The sequence below is a fragment of the Pectobacterium sp. F1-1 genome (genome assembly GCF_025643735.1).
Classification (GTDB): domain Bacteria; phylum Pseudomonadota; class Gammaproteobacteria; order Enterobacterales; family Enterobacteriaceae; genus Pectobacterium; species Pectobacterium colocasium.
In genome coordinates, this window is sequence record NZ_CP104733.1 from 716171 (window position 1) to 742871 (window position 26701).

The following is a 26701-nucleotide window of genomic DNA, read 5'->3' on the forward strand; positions in this document are numbered from 1 at the left end:
CTGGTTCAGACAGCGTCATCTTGCGCATGTGAGGACCAGCGATATTTTGGCCATTTGAAGCTGAAAATGACGAGCAACAATGTTAGAGGCCAACCGCTGATCAGGACGAGGGTATCCATTGGTAATCCAGGCCGGAGTGAAAGGGTATAAATGACGATGGCTTTTATCAGATAGGCCACAATCCAGACCAATGAGACTTCGTTCCATATTTTGGTGTACCGTGGGGTGCCATAGTGAGGAAGTGTTTTTAGTCTTGGCGTAGCTTGTTCCGCTAGTGTCTGTATGACTGGACGCCCGAGCATGCTGTAAATGCTGAAGATAATCACGGTGGACATTGCGCCGCTGACGGATAAAAAGACGCTCTCCTGCCTGATATCAAACAGCATATACCCTTCCAAATAAAGATAATGGCTTAGGCCTGAAACCAAAATAAGGGCGATGATCGGCAAGTAGCCTTTCCACCGACTGATATATTGCAGGACACCAGAATAGATAGCTGTAATTAATAATGCAGCTCCTGCCCCCCATTGCCAGAAAGCGATATTGTAAATAATAATTGGTAAGATAATGGTTAGGATGGCATCGCGTGATACCAGATATTGCCAAACGGTTAACGACGGTGTATCGCTCATTTGCTTCTCCTCGCTTATGTGATCAAACCGCCGTTAAACATTTGAAACCGCAGACGGCGGATGTGTTATCGCAATACGCGCTTTAGCTTCTCTGCTATGCGTGAAATATGCGGTGCGTTCATCATTGAGATATGATCGCCAGAAGCTGCCAGCACGGTCAGACATCCTTCAGTCAGGCGATGCCACCCTAACCCGGATTCGGGCAGGCGGATTCGCCCAGGTAAAATATCCTCCGCTTCGACGACCAGTAGGTTTCCAGGGTAAGGTTCGCTACGGTAGGTCTCTGCTGCGTAAATATGTGATTGTAAGATATTGAGAAAATCCTGAAATTCTTGTGGCCCAATCTCGTCAGGAACTAGCCCCACTCGCTTAAACTCTGCCAGAAAGCGTGTTGTGCGCTGCTCATTACTCATGCCTAGAAGCGACTTCTCTGAAAGATCGAAAGATGCACCGGTAAACAAAGCCACTTTATGCGCAAAGTACGCCAGACGTTCAGCCTCGCTCATGCCTGCTGAGCCGTCGATGTTGATCTCTGGTGCAGGTTGGTCCAACACTAATACCGTAGGCGTTATGCCTTTTTTCGCGAGCTGCTGCGCCATTTCAAAAGCGATAGTTGCGCCGAGAGACCATCCTCCGAGTACCAGACGAGAGCGATGAACGATGTCGCCAGCTTCTGAGAGGTAGAACGCGGCAAGCGTTTTGATATCGGCGTTATAAGGCTGGTTAACGCTGAAATCAGGCACCTGAATACCGTATATGGGGTAGCGCTCGCCCAATTCACGCGCCAGCGCGGAATAGCACAGCACGTTACCGCCAGCGGGGTGGATCAAAAGCAACGTGGGTTTATCTTCTGGCTGACCACGGTTGATTGTCACCCTTGCGGTTTGAGTCTGGGTGCCTTTTTCTTCAATCACACGCGCCAACTGGGCAATGCTGCTGTTCTCGAACAACTGCCCCAGAGACAGGGATGTCCCAAAATGCTGATTAACGCTCAGGATGAGCTTTAATGCGCTGAGAGAATTCCCGCCAAGGATAAAGAAGCTCTCCTGCGTATCAATCGTCTCGCTTTGTAAAATGTCGCGATAAATTTCATGTAGGTCATGTTCACGCTGATTTTCTGGGGCATGGAATGCTACGCGCTTTTCTACTGAGGGCAGGGGTAACGCAGCATAATTTATCTTACCGCTGGCGGTTAATGGCATCGCTTCTAGCCATACCCAGTGTTCTGGCTGCATATAGTCTGGCAGTTTTTTTTGCAGCGCCGTTTTAACTTTGGCCTGACTAGGTTCATCAATGCCGCACAGGTACGCGGTTAAGACCGTTTCCCCGTGGGGAAGCGTGTTTTGTTTAATCGCTACGTGAGTCGCATTAGCCACCTGTTGTAATGCCTGTTCGATCTCTGCCAGCTCAACGCGGTAGCCGCGTACTTTAACCTGGCGATCCAACCGTCCCATAAATTCAAGATTGCCGTCAGGCAGGAAACGGCCTTTGTCACCGCTGCGATAAAGCCGTTCGCCCTCAAGGTAAGGGTGAGGAATAAAGCGTGCGTTATTTTGATCTGGCAGGCCAATGTACCCTTCTGCGACATGCGAGCTGCCCAGATAAATTTCACCCGGTAAGCCAGTCGGAACGAGCTGTTGATAAGGATCGAGCAGCAGGACATGGCTATCGGTCAGCGGTTTCCCGATGGGTAAGTAATTACCGGCGATCGCGTTAAGCTCTTCTGGCACCGGATAGGTAGTGACGCCGACGGTGCATTCGGTTGGGCCATAATGATTGAGGATGCGGCAAGACGTTCGAAACTCTCGTACACGCTTGATGAGTGACAGAGGAACGCGTTCTCCGCCGATAACCAGTAACTGACGAGGTAATAACGCTTCAGCCTGTGGTGACGTCAGTAACGTCGCTAAATGCGACGGCGTGATCTTGATGCAATCTACCGGATAGCGCGCCAGATAAGCGAACAGCTCCTGTGGGGAGCGGAGTAATTCCGTGCTGATCACGTCCAACTGACCCTGGTGAATCAGTGCAGGAAACAGCACCGTGTGTGCTAAGTCCGTTGTGAAGGATGAAAACATGCCGTAGCGGGCATCGGGCGGCAGGTTGAGCACGGGCTGAATAGCCTGACAGTAGTGGCTTAGCTGTGAGTGTTTGACCCGAACGCCCTTGGGTTTGCCGGTACTGCCCGAGGTATAAATGATGTAAGCCGGGCCATCCGTCACGGTTTGTGACTGAGCGGGGTTGCTTACTGGCATGGCGCTGCGGTTTTGTCTTACGTAGAGGCAGGGGAGCTTATCACCGGGCGCCTGTTCGTCGATGATGACGCAGCGGGCAGCGGAATTTTGCAGGATGAACTCAACATGCAGCGCAGGGAGATCGATATCGATTGGAACGTAGCATCCACCTGCTTTTAACACGGCCAGAATCGCGACGACGTAATACTCGCTTTTAGGCATGAACAGCGCGACACACTCCCCATGAGCAATGCCGTCTTTCTGGAGCTGATGAGCCAGCTGGTTCGCTCGCTCATTGAGCTGAGCATAGCTGAATGTACGGCCTTCACAGCGAACCGCGATGGCATCGGGATGTTGTTGTACCTGTTGTTCAAACTGCCGATGAACCGCGGGCGGGAATGTGCTAGCGGCCGGCTGGCATTGTGCGATTGTCGCCCGACGCTCTTCGTCGCCTAACAGCGAAAGATCCCGCACGGTGAGCTGCGGTTGGTTAATTAAGGTCTCAAGCGTCGCTCGCAAGTCATTCAGCATGCGTCGGACAGTATTGCTGGAAAATAACGCGCTGCTGTAGTTCATGGTGAACAGTAGGCCGTTGCTATCTTTATCTTCTTCTACCCATAAGTTGAGATCCAGTTTTGCAGTGCCGTAATCCACTTTTAACGGTTTATATTTGAACCCGCCATGGCTGCTGTGAAAATGGGGGAAGACCTGATACGTCAAGATTGCCTGGAAGATTGGATTGATCTGGGGATTACGCACATAGGTAATCTCATCCAGAATATAGTTGAACGGCACATCCTGATATCTCAGAGTTTCTTCACATTCGACGCGCACGTCCTCAATCAGCGAAGCGATACTGGCATCAGGATCGATATCAAAGCGTAATGGTAGGGTGTTCATGAATAACCCCATCATATTTTGCGTGGCCGGTAAATTGCGGTTGGCAAACGGTGCGCCGATGATGATTTCCTGCTGTCCGCTATATTTATGCAGCAGGAGTTGGTATGCCGTGAGGATAACGTGGAATTGCGTTGCCTGATGCTGTGCCGCACAGGTTTGCAAACGCTGACAGAAAGAGGAGTCAAAGAATTGGCTGGTGATGCTGCCTGCGGTGCTCATTTTGGCTGGACGAGGGTAGTCTGTTGCCAGCTCTAACTGCCCCGTGATGCCATCCAACCTCTTAGCCCAATAGGACAGTCCTGTCTGGTATTCGCCCTCGCTATACCACCGATCTTCTGCCAGTGCGTAATCGGCGAACTGGAGCATTTTCTCGATAGGTAATGTCCCCCCTTGTAACAAACGGAAATAATTTTCCATCAGCATTTTGAAGAACACATTGACCGTCCACCCGTCGGAAATAATGTGATGAAAGGTCAGGAACAGGACATAATCATGCTGATGAATTTTGGCCATATGGAGATAAACCAAGGGGCCATTCTCCAGATCAAAAACAATATTTCCTTTCACTTTGGCAGTTTCTGAAACGTATTTTTCAAGCTCTTCTTCGCTGAACGCGGAGATATCCTCGAAGCTAAACGGAAAGACATATCGTTGGCGATGTGTTGACACACATCGTTATCGACCAGCCGGAATGTTGTACGCAGAATGTCATGTTGTTGCATCAGATAGTCGAGCGTTTGCTGTACTCGCTGTGGCTCCATGTCGTGCTCGATCCTGCAGGCAAGCACATACGGATTATTATAAACCAGGCTATCGTCAAGGTATTGGGAGAGCATCCAGATACGCTTCTGCGCGCTGGTCATGGGGAAATGGACTCTGCCTGGAGTGGCGTGCGGAGTAATGGTTTTACCTGAGGATGTATTGCTCGCTTTCTTCTTTTCTCTGGCCAGTTTTTTGAGTTCATCCAGGCTAAGCGAGGTCAGTTTTGCGGTGGGAAGCTGCGTCATTATCGAGTCTCATTTTGTGATAGTCGGTTTTTTACAGTAGCGGCCGCCTTCGAGATACATTCCGAAGGCGGCCGTGCGCTTATTCCTGCAATAAGGTTTCCAGTTCAGTAAGGATCAGCGTTGCTAACCCTTGCACGGTCTGGTTCTGGTAAAAGAGATCAACACGGATATCGATTTCAAAGATGCCCGAAACGGTAGATACAACCTGTACTGCCAGCAGCGAATTTCCGCCCAGTTCAGTAAAGCTATCGTTAACGCCGATACCCGAAATCCCCAGAATGGACTGCCAGACTTTGACGATCTCTTTCTCAATGTCATTTTCTGGTGCAACGTAATCCACAGAAAGAGCGGGTCTGGCATATCCTTCCGTAGCATCGCTATCCTGCAAGATGAACTCAGGCGTTTCCTGCTCAGGGATCGACTCATAAATGAGCTGGTCCAGATCGCTGGTAACAACGACTAACTGTTCAAATTCCAGATGTGCGAGCTGGCGTTTTATTGCATCCAGCCCTTCTGGCAACAGAATGTCTTTATCTGCCAAATTCACTTTTACTGCGGCTTTCGCTGCTGTTGATGTGTTTTCGGATGTAGCGAGTTGGTTGCCCATCGTCATCTTCATCAGCGTGTAATTTTCCAGTACCAGCAGCGGAACGCCCTCTGGTGAAAGGAACGTGATATCCATGACGATGGCGTTATCCTGCGGCTGATAAGCCTGCTTGAGCCTGACGTGGACGTAACACTCTTGCCCCAGTGGCGATAAGAAGGTCATCTTGCCATAGCTGATAGGCAGGAAATTTTCCTGTGTAATCAGCGCCAGACAGGATATTGCCGTGGCATCAATCAGCGCAGGGTGGTATGGGTAGCGGGTCAGATCGTGCGTATAGTCGTTACTCAGCACCTTGTGGATCAGCCATTCGTTATGACCTTGAACGATCTCACGGTGGTTGTTCCAGCGCTGGCTGAACGACAGGAAATTTTCACCCGTGTTGGCATTGTCCAGCTCAGTGATAAACGGCGCGTAGGGAACCTTCGTGGTGCAGCGCTGTTTAATGGCATCAGTCGATAGTGGTGTAAGGTCAACCGTTGGCGCGCCGTGGGCGATTCCACCGAAGGCGTGCTCTTGCCATGCTAGTTCAAGTACACCTCGAGTCTTGAGGCTGAACTTATAGCCTTTCCCCTCTGACGTGATGAATAGCCTCATCTGTCGTGGCCAGGCGTCGGTATAGATAACGGGCTTAGTCAGCATCAGGTTTTTGACCTGAAGGCTTTCCTGAGGCTTAAAGCACGTCATGAACTCATGCAGCAGCGATAAGATCGTTGCTCCCACCAATGAGGGCTGTTTCGCAAGGCGGTGCTCATCAATAACCCAGTCGTTTACGGTGAGGTTGACCTGATAGATTTCCTGCATATTTTCACGTGCAATGAGCGTGAGTAAGTCCCTCGTGATTGCCTCAGCTACAGGCATTTTGCTGTTTTTCTTCTCTTCTAACTGTTTGTTCCAACGGGCAGCCATGCCGACATCGCCCCATTGTCCCCAATTTATTGATACCGTGCGGCCACGACGATGCTGGTTGCGATAATGTGCAAAGGCATCCATAAACGCGTTGCCAGAGCAGTAATCGATGCGGGCTTCATCGCCCACAATTGCGGTAATGGAGGAGAACAGAATAAAGAAGTCAGGCTGCTTGTCTTGCAGCAGCTCATCCAGAATGAGCGAACCTGCGACTTTAGGATCGAGCACGTTGGCGCAATCGGCGTCGCTCTTCAAAGGAATGATGCCGCCACCTGGTACACCCGCAGTATGGAACACCCCATCGATATGCGGGAATGTGGATAGCATGCTGCGCATTCCCTGATAGTCACAGACATCCACCGGTGCTAAATGCACTGCGTTGCCATGCGCTTCCAGACGTAAAATGCTTGCCAGTTTTTCACTGGTAGGATCATCGACAGGGTGCTGTTGGATCCAATTGTGCCATGCTTCACGCGGCGGTAGAGCGGAACGATATGTCAGAATTATCGTTGCGTTACTTGTTTCACTCAGATGATTGGCGACCAGTATTCCTAGGCCGCCAAGGCCACCAGTAATCAGGTAAACACCGTCATTTTTTATCTCAACAGGGTCGCCTATCGTGTCCTCTTCCAAATGCACGGCCTGATAACTTTCTTCCCAGCGCTGGTTTCCGCGGTAAGCCACCAGGTTGCCGTGTGTTGCGATATGGCTTTCTGCAATCAGACAGTGGGCAAATTCATCAAGCTGTTCGGAGTTTTGTTTGAGATCGATATCCACCAGGTGGCATTGCACTTCAGGATATTCGTGATAGAACACGCGCGAAGGCCCGACCAGTAACGCATTCTCTGGGGAAGCGATGCGTTCCCCCATCACGCTGAACGTGTTGCTGGTGGCGAAGGTCACATGCAGATCGTCCAGTAAATTCTCGTTCACCAGCGCCTGCTGGAGATAGAGGGCTGGGTAGAACGCGTTCAGCGGCGAGGAGAGATAAGTGTGCTCAAGCGGCTGGACCTGTTCCGCTGCCGTCAGGTTCCATAGGTACAGGATACGTGATGGGCGTAACCCTTGTTCTGTCAGGCTTTTCAGTAGCTGGACGTAGTCAGTGCGCGAGGATGCGTTGAGGGTGTATCGGCCTTCGGAAAGCGCTTCCTGATACTGTGTTCCCGGGCTGACGAAAAAGACCTTATGCCCGTCTTTTTCCAGCAGTTGCTTTGCACGTTCGGCGATACCCAACGTATCCGTCAGGAGCAGCCAGCAGGTGTTCTCTGCTTCAACGCGTTTGCCCGCCATATATTTCGCTGGAATGGTTTTCTTCCAGGTCGGCATATAAAACCAATCGCCGATGTCCGCCTGTTTCCGCTTTTTAGCCTTAACGGATTGCTCACTTTGCGCATCAGAGCTGGCTGACGACAGCGCCGGCAGGGCGAAGCGTTTACGCTCGAAAGGATAGCCGGGCAGCGGGATGCGGCGACGGTGCTGTTCTGGATGATGCTGATGCCAGGGAACGTTTACGCCGCTTGCCCAAAGCGCGCCGAGCGTTGAGAGCAGATGCTCGCCGGATAACGCAACATCTTTTGCCGTGGGTAATGAAGCATAAATCAAGGCACCATCTTCTGCGCTGAAATGCTGCTTGGCGGACGACTCCAGTGAACGCCCCGGTCCAACTTCAAGGAACACGAAGTCATGATGTTCGTCAGCCATCAGCGTTTTGAAGCCATGAGAGAACAGAACGGTGTTGCGAACGTGCTCAACCCAATAATCGCTGCTTTTAGCGATGTCTTCACTCAGCCATTCGCCGTTGACGGTCGAGACAATAGGGATTTTCGGCGCATGGAGCTTGATGCTGTCGATGACCTTTTTGAAGGCAGGCAGCATGGGTTCCATCATGTGTGAGTGGAACGCGTGTGAAGTATCCAGATGTTTGCAGAAGACATTGCTGTCTTCCAACTGCTGTTGGAAACGTGCGACATCGTTTGAAGCACCGGCGATGACGCAGAGTCCAGGGTAGTTAACCGCCGCAATTTCCAGCTTGCTGCCGTGAAGTTTGGCCTTCAGGCTCTCTTCATCGAGCAGAACAGCAAGCATATCCCCTGCGGGCAATGCTTGTACCATCTTGCCCCGTAGCGCCACGGCTTTCAGCGCATCTTCCAGGGAGAACACGCCGGAAAGACAGGCTGCCACGTATTCCCCCACGCTGTGCCCAATCATGACATCCGGCTGAATGCCCCACGACATCCACAGTTTTGCCAGACTGTACTCCACCACGAACAGGGATGGTTGGGTAAACTGGGTTTCATTGATGCGGGACTCGGCGGTATCGCCGCTGTCCTGAAAGATAATGGACGTCAGATTGACGTCCAGAATCGGTTCCAGATAGTCACAGCATTGATCCATGCTCGCCCGGAAGATGTCGTAGGTGTCGTACAGTTCACGTGCCATATTGACATACTGGTTGCCCTGCCCTGGGAACATAAACACGACGGATTTTGGGTTTTTCCCCTGCTGCGTCACCACCAGTGAAGGCTGATCCAGCTTGGCTAGCAGGGCATCGCGATCCTTCCCGATAATGGCTGTGCTGTGAGAGAACCTTTGTCTCCCTACCTGTAGGGTGTAGGCGATATCTGCCAGATTGGCATCGTCATGCGCACTGAGGTACTCACGCAGGCGATGTTTCATGTCTTCCAGCGCCGTGCGGCTTTTCGCGGAGAAAGGGAAAACCAGCAGATTGTCGTCATGAGTATCGCTAGCTTTTAGCGGTGGTGCTGCTTCCAGAATGATGCAGGCATTGGTGCCGCCGACGCCAAAAGAGTTCACCAGTGCGCGGTGCGGTGTTTCCGACGGTTCCAGTTCACTGAGTTCGGTATTCATGATGAACGGGCTGGTTTCGAACTCAATGTTAGGATTTGGCGATTCGAAATGGAGAGAGGCGGGTAACTTGCCGGTTTCCAGCGCCAGTGAGGCTTTGATGAGGCTGGCCATGCCAGATGCCGCGTCCGTATGGCCGATGTTGGTTTTCACCGAACCCAGACGGCAATACTGGGTTTTGTCGGTATATTCCTGAAACGTCTGTGTGAGCGAGGTGAATTCAATAGGATCGCCTAGCGCCGTCGCGGTGCCGTGAGCTTCAACAAAGTTGATGGTAGCGGGATCAAGCTCCGCATTAGCGATCGCCTGTTTGGCAACGGCGATTTGTCCGCTGATGCTCGGTGCGGTAAAACCGGCTTTCAGGTTACCATCGTTATTCACTGCGCCGCCTTTCAGCACGGCGTAAATATGGTCGCCGTCGCGTACGGCGTCATTCAGACGTTTCAATAACACCACGCCAGCACCACGACTGAATACCGTACCGTTGGCTCGCGAGTCGAAGGCATAGCAACGGCCATCGGCGGATTCCATACCGCCTTGCATATAGGAGTAACCCCGGCGCTCTGGCGTATCCACGGAAACGCCGCCTGCGACGATCAGATCGCTTTCCCCATTCAGCAGGCTGTTCATACCCATCACGACGGCGACCATCGCAGTTGAACAAGCGGTTTGTACGTTAACACTTGGCCCTTTGAGGTTGAGCTTGTAAGACACTCGGGTCGTTACGTAATCTTTATCATTGTTGGTGACGACCGATGCGCCGCTGGCGTACTTCTGTACTTCAGGATGGGCATTTGCTTTACTCAAATGCCAGGCGGTTCCCGTTCCGCCGAATATACCCACTTTTCCAGGGTAGGTGGCAGGGACGTAGCCTGCATCTTCAAACGCGTGCCAGCAACATTCCAAAAAGACACGATGCTGTGGATCCATAATTTCGGCATCGCGGGGCGTAATATCAAAAAAATTAGCGTCAAAGTGCTGTGCGTTGCCCAAAATTCCCCGGCGGCGAATATAGTTGGGCGAGGCGATCATCTCTTCTTCAATGCCTGACTCCCTCAGTTCTTCTTCACTGAATGTGCTGATCGTCTCCACGCCGTCCAACAGGTTTTGCCAAAATATCGCGGTATCTTCTGCTCCGGGAAAGCGCGCCGACATGCCTACAATGGCAATATCCTTATCACGGAACTGTTCTTGCTGTTTCATTTAATTACCTCAACGTGAATATATTCGCCTCCTTTCACGGCGCAGGCCGTTAACCTTCTCTCTCTAAATATTTTCCAGAGAAAAAAAGGTCGACGTCCTACGCCGTGAATATAGAAGGGACAACTAAATTAAACGTGAATTACTTTTTGCTACCCGCGATTTCAGCAGTAATCTGGCTGATGATACTTTGCAGGCCAGATGCTGATGGATGTTGCAATGATGCTTTGATTGAAACAGGAATAGCAGGAACAGACTTCGTCCCCCAATATTTTCTGACATAAGGGAGGACTTTCTGGCCAATCGCATAATAGTTAGCGGGCTTGGATGAATTTTGGTGACTCAGTACAACTTTAATTGCCGAAGCCACCTTCGCTTTTACTACTGCGGAATTCAATTTATTTGCAGACATGGTATTACCACCTATTATCAGTGAAATAAGGATGATGAAATGCATTACCCATTACAGGGCGGTTATTCCCCTGGAGTATATACTCGTCATACTTCAAGTTGCATTTACGTTGGCTACGTTCAGTCACCCGAATCACTTACTTGAGTAAGCTCATCGGGATGAAATGAGAGACATCCTGTCTCTCACCGAAGGCCAGCCGTTGGCTGGTCAAATTCGTTCCTGACGAATTTGTCCTTCGCTTGCCGCCTTCCTGAAACTCGAATTATTTAGAGTATAAATACGATTTTGGACGTAATTACTTCTTGCTGCTTGATTTCCCAGCGTGTATTTCGCTAATACGTTTGCTTAGCATCTGTACCGTTGGGTATTGGAATAAATCAACAATAGAGATCGGTGACTCCATTTTGTTTTTTATTTCCCGATAAACTTTGGACATAAGCAGAGAGTTTCCTCCTGCATCGAAGAAATTCTCTTGAATAGAGACCTGCGGATTATTGAGTACGGTTCGCCAGATAGAAATAATATTTTTTTCTATCTCGGAAGGTAATATTGCTTTGTCGTTTGACATTTTTTCACCATTAGTTATTTACATAGGAACACAGTTTGGATTTATCAATTTTTCCATTGGGATGCGTGGGCATTTTTTCCAACGCGACGAAATGGGAAGGCACCATGAAGAAAGGCAGGATCTTGGCAAGGTGTGCTTTTATCTCCTGAATATCGATGCTCTTTTGATGCCGTAATACATAAAACGCGGAGAGCGATGGCGCTATGCTTTCCGGGCGCTTTTCGAGAATAACGGCGGCGTGGTTAATTTGTGGCAGCGCCTGCAAGTGCGTTTCTATTTCCGCCAGCTCAATACGGTGTCCGCGTAATTTAACCTGGCTGTCTATTCGTCCAATGAACTCCAGCACGCCATCGGCTCGTTGCTTAACCCAGTCACCGGTTCTATACATTTTCTGCCCAGACTGATGGCTAAACGGATCATCGACAAATCGTTCCTGCGTCAGCTTTTCTGCATGCAGGTAGCCTTTGGCCAGAATATCTCCTGCCAGATAGAGCTCGCCGCTTTCCCCGGCACCGACAGGCTGCTGCGCGTCGTCCAGTACATAAGCGATGGCGTGCGGGATTGGTCTGCCAATCGGGGCAATTTTCTCCTCTGCTCCCGGCTGGCAGTGCCAGTGGCAGGCAAATATTGTGGCCTCGGTTGGGCCGTAGAGGTTGTGGATTTTCCTCGGATATTGCAGGGAAAGATCGTTAACCAGTGTTTGATCGAGCGCCTCGCCGCCAGAAAAGATATGGCATAGGGATGTGCAGCGGGATAGCACGTGTGCATCGACAATAACGCGCAGCGCCGTCGGTACGAATTGAGCAACCGTGACCTGATGGCGGCACATAAAGTCTGCCAGCAATAGCGGATCGTACTTGGCGTCTTCGGTGATCACCGCACAGCTGGCTCCGGCGATCAGCGGCCAGAAAATTTCCCACACCGAGACGTCAAAACTGAACGTGGATTGATTAAGTACAACGTCTTCGTGATGCAGTCCGAAGGCGCTTTGCATCCATGCCAGATAATTGATCACCGTGCGATGACTGACCATAACACCCTTTGGCGTTCCGGTAGAACCGGAGGTATACATCACGTAGCACAGGTCTTCCTCGCTGACGGTGGGAAGCGCTGGGGTAGCCTGTGTGCTCAGATCGAGCTGGTTGATGTCAACGATCTCACGGTGGCCCGGCGCTAGCTTAAGCGCGTGTTCATCGTCAGTGATCACCAGACGTGCATCGGCATGATTGACCATATAATCCAGACGCTCGTGTGGATAGTAAGGATCAAGCGGTAAATAGCACGCACCGGTTTTCAATACGCCGAGCAGGCTGACGATCAGATTCGGGCTTTTATTCAAATAAATACCGACAACATCCTTCGGCTTTACGCCCCGCAGCAATAGCTCGCTCGCCATGGTGTTTGCACGCAGCTCCAATTGCCGATAGGTCAATATTTCGGTATCGCTTCTCAGGGCGATGGCGTCCGGCGTCTGATGCCACTGCTGTTCAAATAAGGTATGGAGCACTCTTGCCGATGCCATGATCTGATCCTCTGGTGATGCCAGGGGTCACGCCGGGCATCCTTTTACGCGTTATGCAGGTACGGCACACAGGTGCTATGCCGCTGAGTAATGTGCTGTGATTATGATGATGCTTCTTGCTGCTCCGCAGATGCGGGTGGGGCTGTATTTTCTGCTGTCTGTAACACGTTTTCCCCTGCGGGAGTGCTGGGTCTGGTTGCGGCATCGGTCAGAAAATCGATAACACGCATGAGCGCTTCAGGCGCGGGTTGGCGTTTTACCTGCGTGTGAATGCTGTATTTAGCGCGTGTATCTGTAGCCCGGGTTTGCGCCGACTTGTGTGAGACACGACCGGCCATTTTGACCTTGAAAGGTCCCCACCCCAGTGCAGCGGCCAGATTGCCGTCTTCTCCGGTGTCATCAGATGACGATTCGCTCTGTGTCACTTCAAGTTCGAAGTCGATTGTCCCTTCTTCAATAGAAATAATCGGATGGGTAATGGCGGCAATGAGCGGTATGCGCATCGTTTTTGTCACCGCGCCTTTTGCTACTCCGCTTTCATCAATAAGCGTTTCGTCGTAATCGAATTGGATAGCAACGGCTTTATTATTCTGAATGCATACGGATAATAAAAAATCCGTATAGGCTTTGCTGGCTTGAACCTGTGCGTTAATCATTGCCTGTAAAGGCCCGCTAATCATATTTTCCAGTGGTAATGCATTAATAACCGAACCGATAAATTGCGAATCCATCGGAACCTCCAATTATCTGCGAATAGAGTGTGATGCACTGTCAATAAAAAATAGCAAAGGGAAGGGAAAAGAATACCCGTCAGGGTACAGGGGGACTTTCGCATTCTGGCATAGTCCCTTTGGAATATAGGCAATAATGTCTTTTATTTGTTAAACCCATACTCAGGCATGCGCGTTATTTTATGTGTCTTTCCTGGTATTAGCATGGCGACCCCATCGTTACGTATTCTCATTTTACAACATTAATTTTTCACCGTGTGAGATACCGGACGTTGCGTTAGAAACATTCCCGTAAAAAGCATCCTTTTACAATATGGAAGGAAAATGATGAAGAATAGAAAAACGGTCTTTGAAATTATCTCTGAATGGTCACTGAAAAGCCCCGATAAGACGGCGGTGGAATTTAACGGCGACAGCCTGAACTATCAACAAATAGAATCACGGTCACGCCTTCTGGCCGATTACCTTTTATCACACTACCCGAATAATAAACGTGGCAGAATTGCCGTCTATCTGGAGCCTGGGGTCATGATGCCGGTGGTCTTGCTGGCTATTTTAAAAGCCGGATATACCTATGTTCCGCTCTCACATTTTCACCCGTCAGAAAGAATCATTCAGATTCTTGATGACTCGTCGGCATTTTTACTTATTTCCACGCGCTCGATGGTAAATAAAACGGCTATCGATAATGTTTTCTCCTCTACGCTCGTGTTAGAGGATATTCATTATCCCACTGAGCCGGCAGCCGTGCTGCCATCCGTTTGTGAAAACGATCTCGCCTATATTCTCTATACCTCCGGCTCTACCGGGAAGCCAAAAGGGGTGGCCATTGAGCATCGAAATCTGAGTTATTATCTGAACTGGTTTAATGAGGATGTGTGGCCAGAGACGCGTGCGACGCTCCCTCTGACATCGTCACTCAGTTTTGCTGCCGCTGTGACACAGCTTTACGCCCCTTTATTACGTGGCGACACGCTGTTTATTTTGCCCGCCGATAGCTTGAATGAACCGGACGTTTTATTACGCTGGCACCAGCAGCATCCGGACGGCGCCATTTACTGTGTGCCGACCGTTTGGGATGAACTGCTGCGCTATCAGGCGACTTCTTCTCACGTGTGGGCGTTACCCAAAACCGTTTTTCTCTCTGGTGAACCTGTCTCTTTTGATTTAAAAGAGCGCACATTCCAGCAGATCCCGGATGTCAGGCTCTTTAATCTGTATGGCCCGACGGAAACGACGGCCAACTGCTCGTTTGCCGAATTGGTGCCGGGAAAAGAGGTGACGCTCGGTAAGGCTCTGCGTGGTAGCGAAATTCTGATCGTGGATGAGAATCTGTGTCCTGTGGCTGAAGGGGAAGAAGGGGAGATTTGCGCCTTCGGTGAAGGCGTCGCCCGTGGCTACATTAATCGCGACGAATTAACGCAACAGCGTTTCTTTACTCATGAGCGAGCCGGTAAAAGCGACTGGGGACACCGCACGGGCGATCTGGGAAAAAGGACGCCGGACGGGGAGATCGTCTATCTGGGGCGTATCGATCACCAGATTAAGATTAATGGCATTCGTATTGAGCCCGAAGAGATCGAAATCGTGTTACGCCAGCATGGCGATATCGACAACGCGCTGGTGCGGCCGATTCAGGAAAACGGGCGTCAGCGTCTGGTGGCCTATCTGGTAAGCCGTAATCCATCGCTTGCCACGAACGATTTACGTCGCTTCTTGCAGGATAAATTGCCACGAGCGATGCATCCGTCCCATTTTATTATGCTGGAAACGCTGCCCAAGTTGCCTAACGGGAAATTGGATGTCAGCCGGCTGCCTGCGCCTTGTCCGCAGCGCCCTGAGTTGGGATATCCGGTTAAAACCGCAGGCAATGAGCTGGAACAGGAACTGATTGACATCTGGCAGGATGTGCTTGGTTTTCGTGAGCTCGGCGCCAACGATAACTTTTTTGATTTAGGGGGGGATTCGCTTCAGGCGATGAACGCCAGGCGACTGATTCGAAAACGACTGTTTAGCGACATCGATTATCCGTTGTTTTTCAACAACGCGACCCCTCATCTGCTGGCTTTCATCGTCCCTTACTATGTTAACGATGACGAGCCCACGCTTGATGAGGGTAAAACGGATATCGATGCGCTCACACCATCATCGCAGCAGCGTTATTTCCTGACGCTGGATCAGCTCAGTCCGGATCCGTCGGTCTACCAATTGGCTTTTCGCCTGACGATAGACGGTACACTGGATGAATCTGCCGTGGAATGGAGTCTTGGGCGTATTCTGGAAGGTAACCCGGTATTGAGGACGCGCTTCGATCTGGATCGTCTGCAATGCCTTGAGGGGGATTATCCCGTCGGGGCGATCCCGATTGAACGACTGACGGCTTTCTCTACTGGCGGGCTGGCGAATACGCTGAGCGACCGGCAACTGCTGGATCTGGTCAATACACCGGAGATGGATTTAGAACATTCTCCGCTTATCTGTTTTCATCTGGTCTCGCTGGCGGCGCAACGGCATATTCTGCTGGGACGCGTGCACCATACCGTATTCGATCATGACGCGATTGGCTTATTCTTCAATCAATTTATTGATTACATCCGCGCTTATAGCGCGGGCGATCGCAGCTATCGAATAGGCAGTGAAGAGCGCTATCTGCGCTATCGTCAACAGCAGCGGCGTACTAAAGATCAGTGCTACCCAAGAGAGCGGCAGTTTTGGCTGGATAAAATGGAGGCTTACCTGGCTGCGGGTGCTGATGCGACGGCATTTCCTCTTAGTGAAAGCCAGGAGGGAGAAAATTATTGGTGTATTTTGTCTGATACGTTAACGCAGGCGATAAAGCACTATGCCCAGCAGCATCGCACAACGCCATTTGTCTGCATGCTGACCGCTTTCAACCTGCTGCTCAAAACGACAAACTACTGTCATGTGCCCATCGGTATTCCGGTGTCGAACCGTATGCTGGCGGAAAACGCCACTACGATAGGCTGTTTCGTGAATATGGTGACCTACTATGATGATTCGCCCACTCAGGAGTCTTTCAGCACGCTTTTGGCCCGTGGCCAGAATAAGATCCATGCCATTTTGGACAATCAGACATTGCCCTATGATGTGTTAATGGCCGATGTTCGCGCCAGAGGAGGGGCTGATAAGCTGCGTTTCCCTGTCAGTTTTAACTATTTGACCGCTATGCCGCCGGCCGTACAGATCAATGAGACTGCATATCAGATTGCGGATATTGCTAATCATCAGGCTCGACTGGATTTGACGCTCTCTGTTTATGACGATGACGCACTGACGCTGTGTTTTAATTATCAGCTGGCGGCGTTTAAAGCGGAAGATATTGCCACTCTGTCTCATCAGTACCATCAAATTCTCATGGATATCGTACAGCCAAACGGGACGCCCTTGTACGGCAACCGGTAGGTAATGCTTACGAAGGCGCCCGAACTGTGGCGCCTTCGCTAAGAGGGCTTGCATGTAGATGCTGGTTTCATGAGCCACGCACTGATGAGATGGTTGAACGTGTCAGGAAGGAGAATGTGGTAGCAGGAAGGCGGTGCCTTCCTGCTATATGAGCGACGTACGGCTGAGAACAGGTATTCTTGAGTACGTTTATTGGTGAGACTAATTGTTGATGATAATAGCTATTGATGAGACTAATTATTTATGAGAACCATGCACTAATGGTCTGACGAGCTTTTGTCATCGGGTGTTTTTTCCCGAGCTTCATTGATCGAATGAACACCTTTTGTCGCCTGCTTGATTTCCGACGCGACATCCAGGATGTCGTTATTCTCTCGATAGCTGAAGAAGTTTGCCAGCAGCGTAACTAAACCCACACTAATAGCACCAACCAGATAACCTAGCCCTATTGCATTCTCTATTTTATTGATATTCACGTGCAGCAATTCGGCAATAATACCGACCAATGAGAATGCTGCTGAAATGCTGATGATGATAATAATTAATATCGAGACAACTTTGTCATAATTATTCAGTTTCTGCGGTCGCCAAAAGAAGGAAATACTGAGGCCGCCGAATAATCCTGAAATTGATGCAATAATATCGCTGACTAGAATGCCATAGACTAGAGGATAGGTTGAAAGATCCATAATATGTCCGTGATGATATTTTCTATGAAAGGGGCGTTTTCGCGTTTTTTTGAATATTAGCTCGGTGTGACGGGCTGTAGGAAAAGCGCCTTTTCTGCTTCTCTACGGCGTAGAAGACCTTCCACGACTTGTTCACCATCTTTGTCCCAGCGTGGAAATTGATCGGCTGCGGCATCATAGTTACCTTGATTCAGCAGGCGTAATAATGTCGACGTTTCCAGACTTTCTACGCCCAGATTGTAGGTAAATGATGTTAGTGCACCAAATTGGTTTCCGTTGAGATCAACGTTCACATAATGCTGTACACCGGTTTCCGCCGTCTTTAAGTCCTGACGTAACAGTAAGTCGGCTTCCTGAAGGGTAATACCGTTATCAAAATTTTCGTGTGGCAGTATCAGATGTCCATATCCAATAGTCCATCTGCCAGCGGTATCGAGATACTTTGTTAATCTCAATCCTTCAAAGCTCTTAATAAGATCGAGACCAGCTTCATTGATCGTTTCAGGAATGTTAGCCATTGTTTTTTTCCTCTTGTGTTATTTGGGGGAGAACGAGATTGGTATAGTCATCAATTAATCGCATGAGGCTTTCAGGGGGGGCGAGCGCAGTGAACTGCATTTCTATATCGATGTGCTGACTATTTCTGCCTTTTTTGTTTTTGCCTGAAGGCGACATACTGACGTGAAAATTGCTGACGTTATAATCGTCTAAAGGCGAGGCTATTTCGTCCTTGCTTACCGCATCGGTCCTCACTGTCATTTGCACTTTCATTTTTTCCAGCATCAACCCCCTTGGAGTAGAAAGGGCAACCAGTGGCAGCTCGATGTGGTGTCGAGAATCGAGTTGAATAGAAACCGTCTTTGGCGTTAACGCACCATCAGCGTCACGTTCAAAAAAAGGATCGAGCGTTTGTTGGTATTGGTGAGCGATAAATTGATTGGCTGCGGTAGCGGCATGCTGCATGCCGCGAGCAATATCTGCTAATGTTAGCGCCTTTGATGATGACGTCACGCGATCGTTTAGCGTGGAATGCGGGTTTTCCCCTTGGGGGGGCTCGACATTCTCTGGTTTTTTATTTTTTCCCGTTATCCAATTTTTGAATGACATACTCTCTCCTTATCTTATTTTCCAATCGCTAAAAATAAAAACCCTGGAGGAAAATAAATGACAATTTGAGAAGACGTTAACAATTAATTAAAGAATAATATATCAGTCATTGTGGTAGCGATAGCATGCAATACGACATAGGCCATTTATTCAAATTTTAAAGATTTATTGCGCTAAAGGTTTTATACATTTATGAAATCATTACGCTATTAGGGCTTATTTTGAGATAATGTTTCATTGCTAATGGTATTCCTCTTTGGGGATTTTATCTGAAGTTATCATGTCAGTATGCGTTAATAAATATGACCAAGTCTATAAGGTAAACGGCATATGCCAAATGGCGTGACATCATATCTTTCAAGATGGACTAAAACTTCTTAGAGGGCATTTTCAAATATGGCATTTTAAAATAAAGGTAAATGGAGATTGCACAGTGAATGTTGTTATTATTGACAAATCCCCTGTTTTCATTCAGGGCTTATCTGTTGGGCTGAATGATTTTATGCACAATGTCAATATTGTTGGCGTAAATGAAATTGACGATGTATGGCCTTGCCTTGAGGGGATGAAAAACGCTTTTATTTTGCTAAATTGTAATAAAGAAAATGGAGAATACAGTTTTTTCCTGGAAACGCTGCATGAGAAATATATTGGTGTTAGTGTGATTATTATGGTTGATTCTATTGAAAGACATATTTTGAATAACTATCTGAAACACCATGTTATGGGGGTCGTTCTTAAAACATCGCCCGTTGATTCTATTGCTCAGGCATTAAAAACCGTGTCTATGGGTATGGTCTGTTTACCTGATGATGGCGTGATCTATGAAGGATGGAGTGTCGATAACAGCGTAAAAGGCAAACTGAGTGAAAGGCAGCATGAGGTTCTGCAACTGATTGCATCAGGCGCTTCTAATAAACAGATTAGCCGGACATTAAACATCAGTGCAGGAACGGTGAAGTCGCATTTGGAGTCAATTTTCAGGCGACTTAATGTGCGTAACAGAACACAGGCTGCGATCGTACTATTAGAAGAAGAACGAAGATAAGTTCTATCCTATTATATTATTCAGTTATTGTTTGATTTTTAAGCATCAGGGAATCCCCCACAGCGTCACCTCTTTCAGCTATTTCTGGCGCCCGTGCCTTTTTGCAACGGTCTGCCCACTTTGCGGCTCGCGTGACGACACAAGATCTGCTTCCTGCAGTGGAATGCCCATCATCGCGATGGCCGCTTCTACGCCCTTTATGATTCTTGACAAAAGAACGTATTACACGTATAAGAATCGCCTTCGAACCAATCCTATGGATGACTTGCATTTCTGGAGTTGTCAGCGTAGTATTTGCCACGTTTTCGGACGCGGGGTGGAGCAGCTTGGTAGCTCGTCGGGCTCATAACCCGAAGGTCGTCGGTTCAAATCCGGCCCCCGCAACCACTTAACTTCCAGTAAAGTGTTTTTTCAAATACGTTCTTCACTCAATTTCTATCTCTTTTTGCAGTGATTTTTGAAAAAATCCTTCACCGAAAGTTATGCCGCGTTGGTTTGCGGCATTAGGGTCCAGTTGCATAAAGCCCCGATTTTTCGGGGTTTTTTGTTATTTGGCAACAAACAACTGGGCTATTAGGCCCTTTTTTTATGTCTTGGGGGTGGGCTTGTCCACATTAGAGCAAAAATTAACAGAGATGATTTCAGCACCCGTTGCCGCATTAGGCTACGAATTAGTTGGGATTGAGTTCATCCGCAGTCGCCAATCGACACTGCGTATCTATATTGATAGTGAAGATGGCATCACTGTTGATGATTGTGCTGATGTCAGCCACCAGGTCAGTGCGGTATTGGACGTCGAAGATCCAATCACTGTCGCCTATAACCTGGAGGTTTCGTCTCCAGGGCTTGAGCGTCCCTTGTTCACGGCAGAACATTATCTGCGTTTCATCGGTGAAGAGGTGACAGTGGTACTGCGTATGGCAGTCCAGAATCGCCGTAAATGGTTGGGTGTAATCAAAGCTGTTGACGGCGAAATGATCACCATAACAGTGGAAGGCAAAGATGAAGTATTCGCGCTGAGCAACATCCAGAAAGCGAATCTTGTACCCCACTTTTAAAGTTTGGATGAGGCAACTAGGATGAACAAAGAGATTCTGGCTGTTGTTGAAGCAGTTTCCAATGAGAAAGCCGTCCCGCGCGAGAAGATTTTTGAAGCGCTGGAAACCGCACTGGCGACAGCGACCAAGAAAAAATACGAGCAGGAAATTGATGTCCGCGTGAGTATCGATCGCAAAACGGGCGATTTTGATACCTTCCGTCGCTGGTTAGTCGTGAATGAAGTCACTCAACCAACGCGCGAGATTACGCTTGAAGCTGCGCAGTTTGAAGATCCTTCTCTTGATATTGGCGGTTATGTTGAAGATCAAATCGAATCTGTAACCTTTGACCGTATTACGACGCAAACGGCAAAACAGGTTATCGTACAGAAAGTTCGTGAAGCCGAACGTGCGATGGTTGTTGATCAGTTCCGTGAGCAAGAAGGCGAGATTATCACCGGTGTCGTGAAGAAGGTGAACCGTGATAATATTTCGCTTGAAGTCAGACCAATCGATGGCTCTAACACCAGCGCAGAAGCGGTAATCGGCCGCGAAGATATGCTGCCTCGTGAAAATTTCCGCCCTGGCGACCGTATTCGTGGCGTACTGTATTCTGTTCGTCCTGAAGCTCGCGGTGCTCAACTGTTTGTCAGCCGTTCCCGTCCGGAAATGCTGGTTGAACTCTTCCGCATTGAAGTTCCAGAAATCGGTGAAGAAGTCATCGAGATTAAGGCCGCGGCCCGCGATCCGGGTTCACGTGCGAAAATTGCAGTGAAGACGAATGACAAGCGTATCGATCCTGTCGGCGCGTGTGTGGGTATGCGTGGTGCGCGCGTGCAGGCGGTTTCCAGTGAACTGGGCGGCGAGCGTATTGACATCATTCTGTGGGATGACAACCCTGCACAGTTTGTGATCAATGCCATGGCGCCTGCCGATGTTGTCTCGATCGTGGTTGATGAAGATACCTGCACGATGGATATCGCCGTTGAGTCGAGCAACCTGGCTCAGGCGATTGGTCGTAACGGGCAAAACGTACGTTTGGCTTCCCAACTGCTGAAACAGCATCGTTCAGACGACCGTTGGGAACTGAACGTGATGACAGTGGAAGATCTTCAAGCCAAGCATCAGGCTGAAGCACATGCCGCAATCGACGTTTTTACCAAGCATCTTGATATTGATGACGAGTTTGCCACCGTGCTGGTTGAAGAAGGTTTCTCCTCACTTGAAGAACTGGCCTACGTGCCAATCAAGGAGTTGCTGGCTATCGAAGGCCTTGATGAAGAAACCGTTGAAGCATTGCGTGAGCGTGCGAAAGCCGCATTAACCACGCTGGCACTGGCGCATGAAGAAAGCCTGGGTGACGGTCAACCTGCTGAAGACTTGCTTAGCTTGTCTGGGCTGTCGCGTGATTTGGCGTTCAAGCTTGCTGCGATCGGTGTTTGTACGCTGGAAGATCTTGCTGAACAGGGCGTTGACGACCTGACAGATATTGAAGAACTCAATGATGAGCAAGCGGGCGAATTGATTATGGCCGCGCGTAATATCTGTTGGTTTGGCGACGACAACGAATAACGAACTGTAGCAGGAAAGGAACAGCATGACAGATGTAACCGTAAAATCGCTGGCCGCAGAGATTCAAACTCCGGTTGACCGCCTGATACAGCAGTTTGCTGATGCGGGAATGACCAAGTCTGCATCGGACGCTGTGACCCAGCATGAAAAAGAAACATTATTGGCGCACCTGAACCGCGATCGCGGTAATGCGCAGGGTAAACTGACGCTGCAACGTAAAACGCGCAGCACGTTAAATGTCCCTAGCACTGGCGGTAAAAGTAAGTCGGTGCAGATCGAAGTCCGCAAGACACGCACTTATGTAAAACGCGATCCGATTGATGCCCAACAGGCGGAAGAGGAAGAGCAGGCACGGCGTGAAGCGGAAGAACAGGCACAACGTGCCGCTGAAGAGCAGGCTAAACGCGAGGCTGAACTGCGCGAAGCTGCTGATAAAGCGAAACGTGCTGCCGACGAGCAAGCCAAACGTGAAGCCGCTGAAAAAGCTAAGCGTGATGTAGCGGAAAAAGAAAAAGTGACGAACCAACAAAACGAAAATATGACCAAGCCGGCTCAGGCCGAGAAAGCGAAGCGCGAAGCTGAAGCTGCTGAACTTAAGCGTAAAGCGGAAGAAGCGGCACGTCTGAAAGTTGAAGAAGAAGCCCGTCGCATTGCTGAAGAAGCCCGTCGTATGGCCGAAGAGAATGCCGGACGTTGGGAAGCGGAAAGCGCTAAACCTGAAGAGTCTGCCGATTATCATGTGACGACGTCTCATCATGCCCGCGAAGCGGAAGATGAGAATGACCGTCAGGTTGAAGGCGAACGCCGCAGCCGCAGCCGCGCTGGCAAGGTGACCAAACAGAAGAAAGGCAATCGCCAGTCTGAGTCCAAAGCTGACCGCGAAGAAGCGCGTGCTGTTACCCGTGGCGGTAAAGGCAAGCGTAAGCCAAGCTCACTGCAACAGAGCTTCAATAAGCCTGTGCAGGCGGTTAACCGTGATGTTGTGATTGGTGAAACGGTTACTGTTGCTGAACTGGCTAACAAAATGGCCGTTAAAGGCTCTCAGGTCATCAAAGTGATGATGAAACTGGGCGCAATGGCAACGATCAACCAGGTTATCGACCAGGAAACCGCGCAACTTGTTGCGGAAGAGATGGGTCATAAAGTCATCCTGCGTCGTGAGAACGAGCTGGAAGAAGCGGTAATGAGCGACCGTGATACGGGGGTTGCAGCAGAAGCGCGTGCCCCTGTCGTCACCATCATGGGTCACGTTGACCACGGTAAAACCTCTCTGCTTGACTATATTCGTTCAACCAAGGTCGCAGCGGGTGAAGCGGGTGGGATTACCCAGCACATCGGTGCTTACCACGTTGAAACTGACAATGGCATGATTACGTTCCTGGATACACCGGGACACGCCGCGTTTACCGCAATGCGTGCTCGTGGTGCTCAGGCAACGGATATCGTGGTACTGGTTGTGGCGGCGGATGACGGCGTAATGCCTCAGACCATCGAAGCTATCCAGCACGCGAAAGCCGCTCAGGTTCCGGTTGTGGTTGCAGTCAACAAAATCGATAAACCTGAAGCCGATCCCGATCGTGTGAAAACCGAACTGTCTCAGTACGGCGTCATGCCGGAAGAGTGGGGCGGCGAATCTCAGTTTGTCCACGTATCTGCTAAAGCCGGTACGGGCATCGACGAACTGCTGGATGCGATTCTGTTGCAGGCCGAAGTTCTGGAACTGAAAGCCGTTCGTAGCGGCATGGCAAACGGTGTAGTGATCGAATCCTTCCTGGATAAAGGTCGTGGCCCGGTTGCAACCGTACTGGTTCGCGAAGGTACGCTGAATAAAGGCGACATCGTTCTGTGCGGTTTCGAATATGGCCGTGTTCGTGCGATGCGTGATGAATTAGGTCGCGAAATTACATCTGCGGGTCCTTCTATTCCTGTTGAAATTCTCGGTCTGTCCGGTGTGCCTGCCGCAGGTGATGAAGCGACGGTTGTTCGTGACGAGAAGAAAGCGCGTGAAGTGGCCTTGTATCGTCAGGGTAAATTCCGTGAAGTTAAACTGGCTCGTCAGCAGAAATCTAAACTGGAAAACATGTTTGCCAACATGACGGAAGGTGAAGTTTCTGAACTGAACATCGTGCTTAAATCTGACGTTCAGGGTTCTTGTGAAGCGATTTCCGATTCACTGCAGAAACTGTCTACTGATGAAGTGAAAGTGAAGATCGTGGGTTCCGGTGTGGGCGGTATCACAGAAACGGACGCCACGCTGGCAGCCGCTTCGAATGCGATTATCCTTGGCTTTAACGTTCGTGCAGATGCATCAGCACGCCGCATTGTTGAATCAGAAAGCCTGGATCTGCGTTATTATTCCGTCATTTACGACTTGCTTGATGAAGTTAAACAGGCGATGAGCGGTATGTTGGCGCCGGAGTACAAGCAAGAGATTATCGGTCTGGCCGAAGTCCGTGATGTCTTTAAATCACCGAAATTTGGCGCTATCGCAGGTTGTATGGTGACGGAAGGTATCGTTAAGCGTCACAACAAGATCCGCGTACTGCGTGACAACGTGGTGATCTACGAAGGCGAGCTGGAATCTCTGCGCCGCTTCAAAGATGACGTTAACGAAGTTCGTAACGGTATGGAATGTGGTATCGGCGTGAAGAACTACAACGACGTTCGCCCTGGCGATATGATCGAAGTCTTTGAAACGATTGAGATCAAACGTACGATCGCGTAATCCGTTTTCAGCGACGACGTAAGTGATTCGTAAGGGGGGCCTAGTGCCCCCCGATTTTTACTGGAGAATTTATCATGGCAAAAGAATTCAGCCGCACCCAGCGCGTTGCGCAGGAAATGCAAAAAGAAATCGCCATTATCATTCAGCGTGAAGTGAAAGATCCGCGTATCGGTATGGCGACCGTATCCGGTGTGGAAGTTTCTCGCGATCTGGCGTATGCCAAAGTTTTTGTGACCTTCCTGAATGATAACGAGCCAGAACAAGTTAAAACGGCAATAAAAGCACTTCAGGATGCGTCTGGCTTTATTCGTACCCTGGTTGGCAAGGCAATGCGTCTGCGTGTTGTTCCGGCCCTGACCTTCTCCTACGACAATTCGTTGGTTGAAGGGATGAGAATGTCCAATCTGGTGACCAATGTGGTCAGAAACGATACGGAACGTCGTTCTGTGACGGGCGAAGATCAGGAGGATTAATGAGTCGTCCTCGTCGTCGCGGCCGTGATATACACGGCGTATTGCTCGTAGATAAGCCGCAAGGCGTGTCGTCTAATGATGTTTTACAGAAGGTAAAACGGATTTTTAACGCCAACAGAGCGGGTCATACGGGGGCGTTGGATCCACTAGCCACCGGTATGTTGCCGATTTGCCTTGGGGAAGCGACGAAATTTTCCCAATACCTGCTGGATTCAGATAAGCGCTACCGCGTTATTGCTCGCCTTGGGCAACGAACCGACACCTCCGATGCCGACGGTAACGTGATTGAAGAACGTGCGATTGGTTTTTCTGCAACGGAACTGGAGCAGGCGCTGGAAGGCTTTCGCGGTACCACGCAGCAAGTGCCATCCATGTACTCTGCGCTGAAGTATCAGGGGCGTAAGCTGTATGAGTATGCTCGCCAGGGGCTGACGGTTCCGCGCGAAGCGCGTGACATCACCGTGTACGAACTGCAGTTCATCCGCTGGGAAGGCGATGAATTGGAACTGGAGATCCACTGTTCGAAAGGGACGTACATCCGCACCATTATTGACGATTTGGGTGAAAAGCTGGGCTGTGGCGCACATGTGATTTACCTGCGGCGCTTACAGGTTGCCACCTATCCTATCGAAAGAATGGTGACGTTGGAGCAGTTAGCCGCATTGGTCGAGCAGGCTCAGGCGCAAGAACTCTCGCCTTCACTGAGTCTCGATCCTCTGCTTATGCCGATGGAAAGCCCGGTCATGGATTTTCCTGAAGTGAATTTGACACCCGTTGTCGCTGGTTATTTGAAGCTGGGACAGCCTGTTCAGGCCGCGAATGTGCCGCTGAACGGCATGGTGAGAATCACCGAAGGTGACGCGCACAAGTTTATCGGTATGGGTGAAATTGACGGTGATGGCCGCGTTGCGCCACGGCGTCTGGTTGTTGAGTTTCCGGTGTAAACCCGCCTGTTGCTGCCTTGCTATCGCAGAACGCTGAGGGTAGAATAGCGCGGCTTGACTATTGGGTGGCTGAATTAGAGATCGGCGCCTGTTTTTTTA

At 49.8% G+C, this 26701-nt stretch carries 18 protein-coding genes and 1 tRNA gene; 8 read left to right on the top strand and 11 right to left on the bottom strand.

Features of this window, described 5'->3' with window-relative positions:
* Positions 1-5: 5 nt before the first annotated feature.
* The 8 genes from NAL19_RS03180 to NAL19_RS03215 all read right to left on the bottom strand — a co-directional run bounded on the left by NAL19_RS03180 (position 6) and on the right by NAL19_RS03215 (position 13584).
* The gene (locus NAL19_RS03180; RefSeq protein WP_225086858.1) at positions 6-632 is read right to left on the bottom strand and encodes a hypothetical protein; all 627 of its coding nucleotides are present in this window, start codon (positions 630-632) and stop codon (positions 6-8) included.
* Positions 633-697: 65 nt separating this feature from the next.
* On the bottom strand, positions 698-4435 hold the full coding sequence (locus NAL19_RS03185) for a non-ribosomal peptide synthetase (RefSeq protein WP_263058727.1): 3738 nt from the start codon (positions 4433-4435) through the stop codon (positions 698-700).
* Positions 4330-4773, bottom strand: coding sequence for a condensation domain-containing protein (locus NAL19_RS03190; protein WP_263058728.1), 444 nt, complete (start codon positions 4771-4773; stop codon positions 4330-4332). Before NAL19_RS03190 ends, NAL19_RS03185 begins: the two co-directional genes overlap by 106 nt.
* 79 nt (positions 4774-4852) lie before the next feature.
* Positions 4853-10354 (bottom strand): type I polyketide synthase, encoded by a 5502-nt coding sequence (locus NAL19_RS03195; RefSeq protein WP_263058729.1) that lies wholly within the window; start codon positions 10352-10354, stop codon positions 4853-4855.
* Positions 10355-10493: 139 nt separating this feature from the next.
* Positions 10494-10763 carry a hypothetical protein gene (locus tag NAL19_RS03200; RefSeq protein WP_225086861.1) on the bottom strand — a complete coding sequence of 90 codons (270 nt, stop codon included), beginning with the start codon at positions 10761-10763 and terminating at the stop codon, positions 10494-10496.
* 295 nt (positions 10764-11058) lie between these two features.
* A complete protein-coding gene (locus tag NAL19_RS03205) occupies positions 11059-11331 on the bottom strand; it encodes a phosphopantetheine-binding protein (protein ID WP_225086862.1) in 273 nt (90 codons plus the stop codon).
* Positions 11332-11341: 10 nt separating this feature from the next.
* Entirely contained in the window at positions 11342-12853 is a 1512-nt protein-coding gene (locus NAL19_RS03210) for an amino acid adenylation domain-containing protein (protein ID WP_263058730.1), read from the bottom strand.
* 101 nt (positions 12854-12954) lie between these two features.
* Positions 12955-13584, bottom strand: a complete 630-nt coding sequence (locus NAL19_RS03215; RefSeq protein ID WP_263058731.1) for a DUF2589 domain-containing protein — start codon at positions 13582-13584, stop codon at positions 12955-12957.
* 324 nt (positions 13585-13908) lie between these two features.
* Here NAL19_RS03215 and NAL19_RS03220 point away from each other — a divergent pair, with 324 nt between their 5' ends.
* Positions 13909-17007 (top strand): amino acid adenylation domain-containing protein, encoded by a 3099-nt coding sequence (locus tag NAL19_RS03220; RefSeq protein ID WP_263058732.1) that lies wholly within the window; start codon positions 13909-13911, stop codon positions 17005-17007.
* Positions 17008-17264: 257 nt separating this feature from the next.
* Here NAL19_RS03220 and NAL19_RS03225 read toward each other — a convergent pair whose 3' ends face one another.
* Genes NAL19_RS03225 through NAL19_RS03235 form a run of 3 tightly spaced genes read right to left on the bottom strand, consistent with a single transcriptional unit; the run spans position 17265 to position 18803 of the window.
* Positions 17265-17696, bottom strand: a complete 432-nt coding sequence (locus tag NAL19_RS03225) for a hypothetical protein (RefSeq protein ID WP_263058733.1) — start codon at positions 17694-17696, stop codon at positions 17265-17267.
* 56 nt (positions 17697-17752) lie between these two features.
* Positions 17753-18214: a lysozyme gene (locus tag NAL19_RS03230; RefSeq protein WP_225086867.1), complete on the bottom strand. Its 462-nt coding sequence runs from the start codon at positions 18212-18214 to the stop codon at positions 17753-17755.
* Complete coding sequence (locus NAL19_RS03235) at positions 18207-18803, bottom strand: DUF2589 domain-containing protein (RefSeq protein WP_225086868.1); 597 nt, start codon at positions 18801-18803, stop codon at positions 18207-18209. The genes NAL19_RS03230 and NAL19_RS03235 overlap by 8 nt, the downstream gene beginning before the upstream one ends.
* Before the next feature lie 433 nt (positions 18804-19236).
* On the opposite strand from NAL19_RS03235, the gene NAL19_RS03240 reads away from it, so the two are divergent.
* From NAL19_RS03240 to truB, 7 genes are all read left to right on the top strand, one after another.
* On the top strand, positions 19237-19851 hold the full coding sequence (locus tag NAL19_RS03240) for a response regulator transcription factor (protein ID WP_263058734.1): 615 nt from the start codon (positions 19237-19239) through the stop codon (positions 19849-19851).
* A gap of 310 nt (positions 19852-20161) precedes the next feature.
* Positions 20162-20238: transfer RNA gene (locus NAL19_RS03245), tRNA-Met, on the top strand.
* Between the two features lie 218 nt (positions 20239-20456).
* On the top strand, positions 20457-20909 hold the full coding sequence (gene rimP / locus NAL19_RS03250; RefSeq protein WP_180742913.1) for a ribosome maturation factor RimP: 453 nt from the start codon (positions 20457-20459) through the stop codon (positions 20907-20909).
* 21 nt (positions 20910-20930) lie between these two features.
* Positions 20931-22460: a transcription termination factor NusA gene (gene nusA / locus NAL19_RS03255; protein ID WP_263058735.1), complete on the top strand. Its 1530-nt coding sequence runs from the start codon at positions 20931-20933 to the stop codon at positions 22458-22460.
* A 25-nt stretch (positions 22461-22485) separates the two neighbouring features.
* Entirely contained in the window at positions 22486-25185 is a 2700-nt protein-coding gene (gene infB, locus NAL19_RS03260; RefSeq protein WP_263058736.1) for a translation initiation factor IF-2, read from the top strand.
* 74 nt (positions 25186-25259) lie between these two features.
* Positions 25260-25658, top strand: a complete 399-nt coding sequence (gene rbfA, locus NAL19_RS03265) for a 30S ribosome-binding factor RbfA (protein WP_180742916.1) — start codon at positions 25260-25262, stop codon at positions 25656-25658.
* Positions 25658-26602 (top strand): tRNA pseudouridine(55) synthase TruB, encoded by a 945-nt coding sequence (truB, locus tag NAL19_RS03270; protein WP_263058737.1) that lies wholly within the window; start codon positions 25658-25660, stop codon positions 26600-26602. Before rbfA ends, truB begins: the two co-directional genes overlap by 1 nt.
* Positions 26603-26701: the final 99 nt, after the last annotated feature.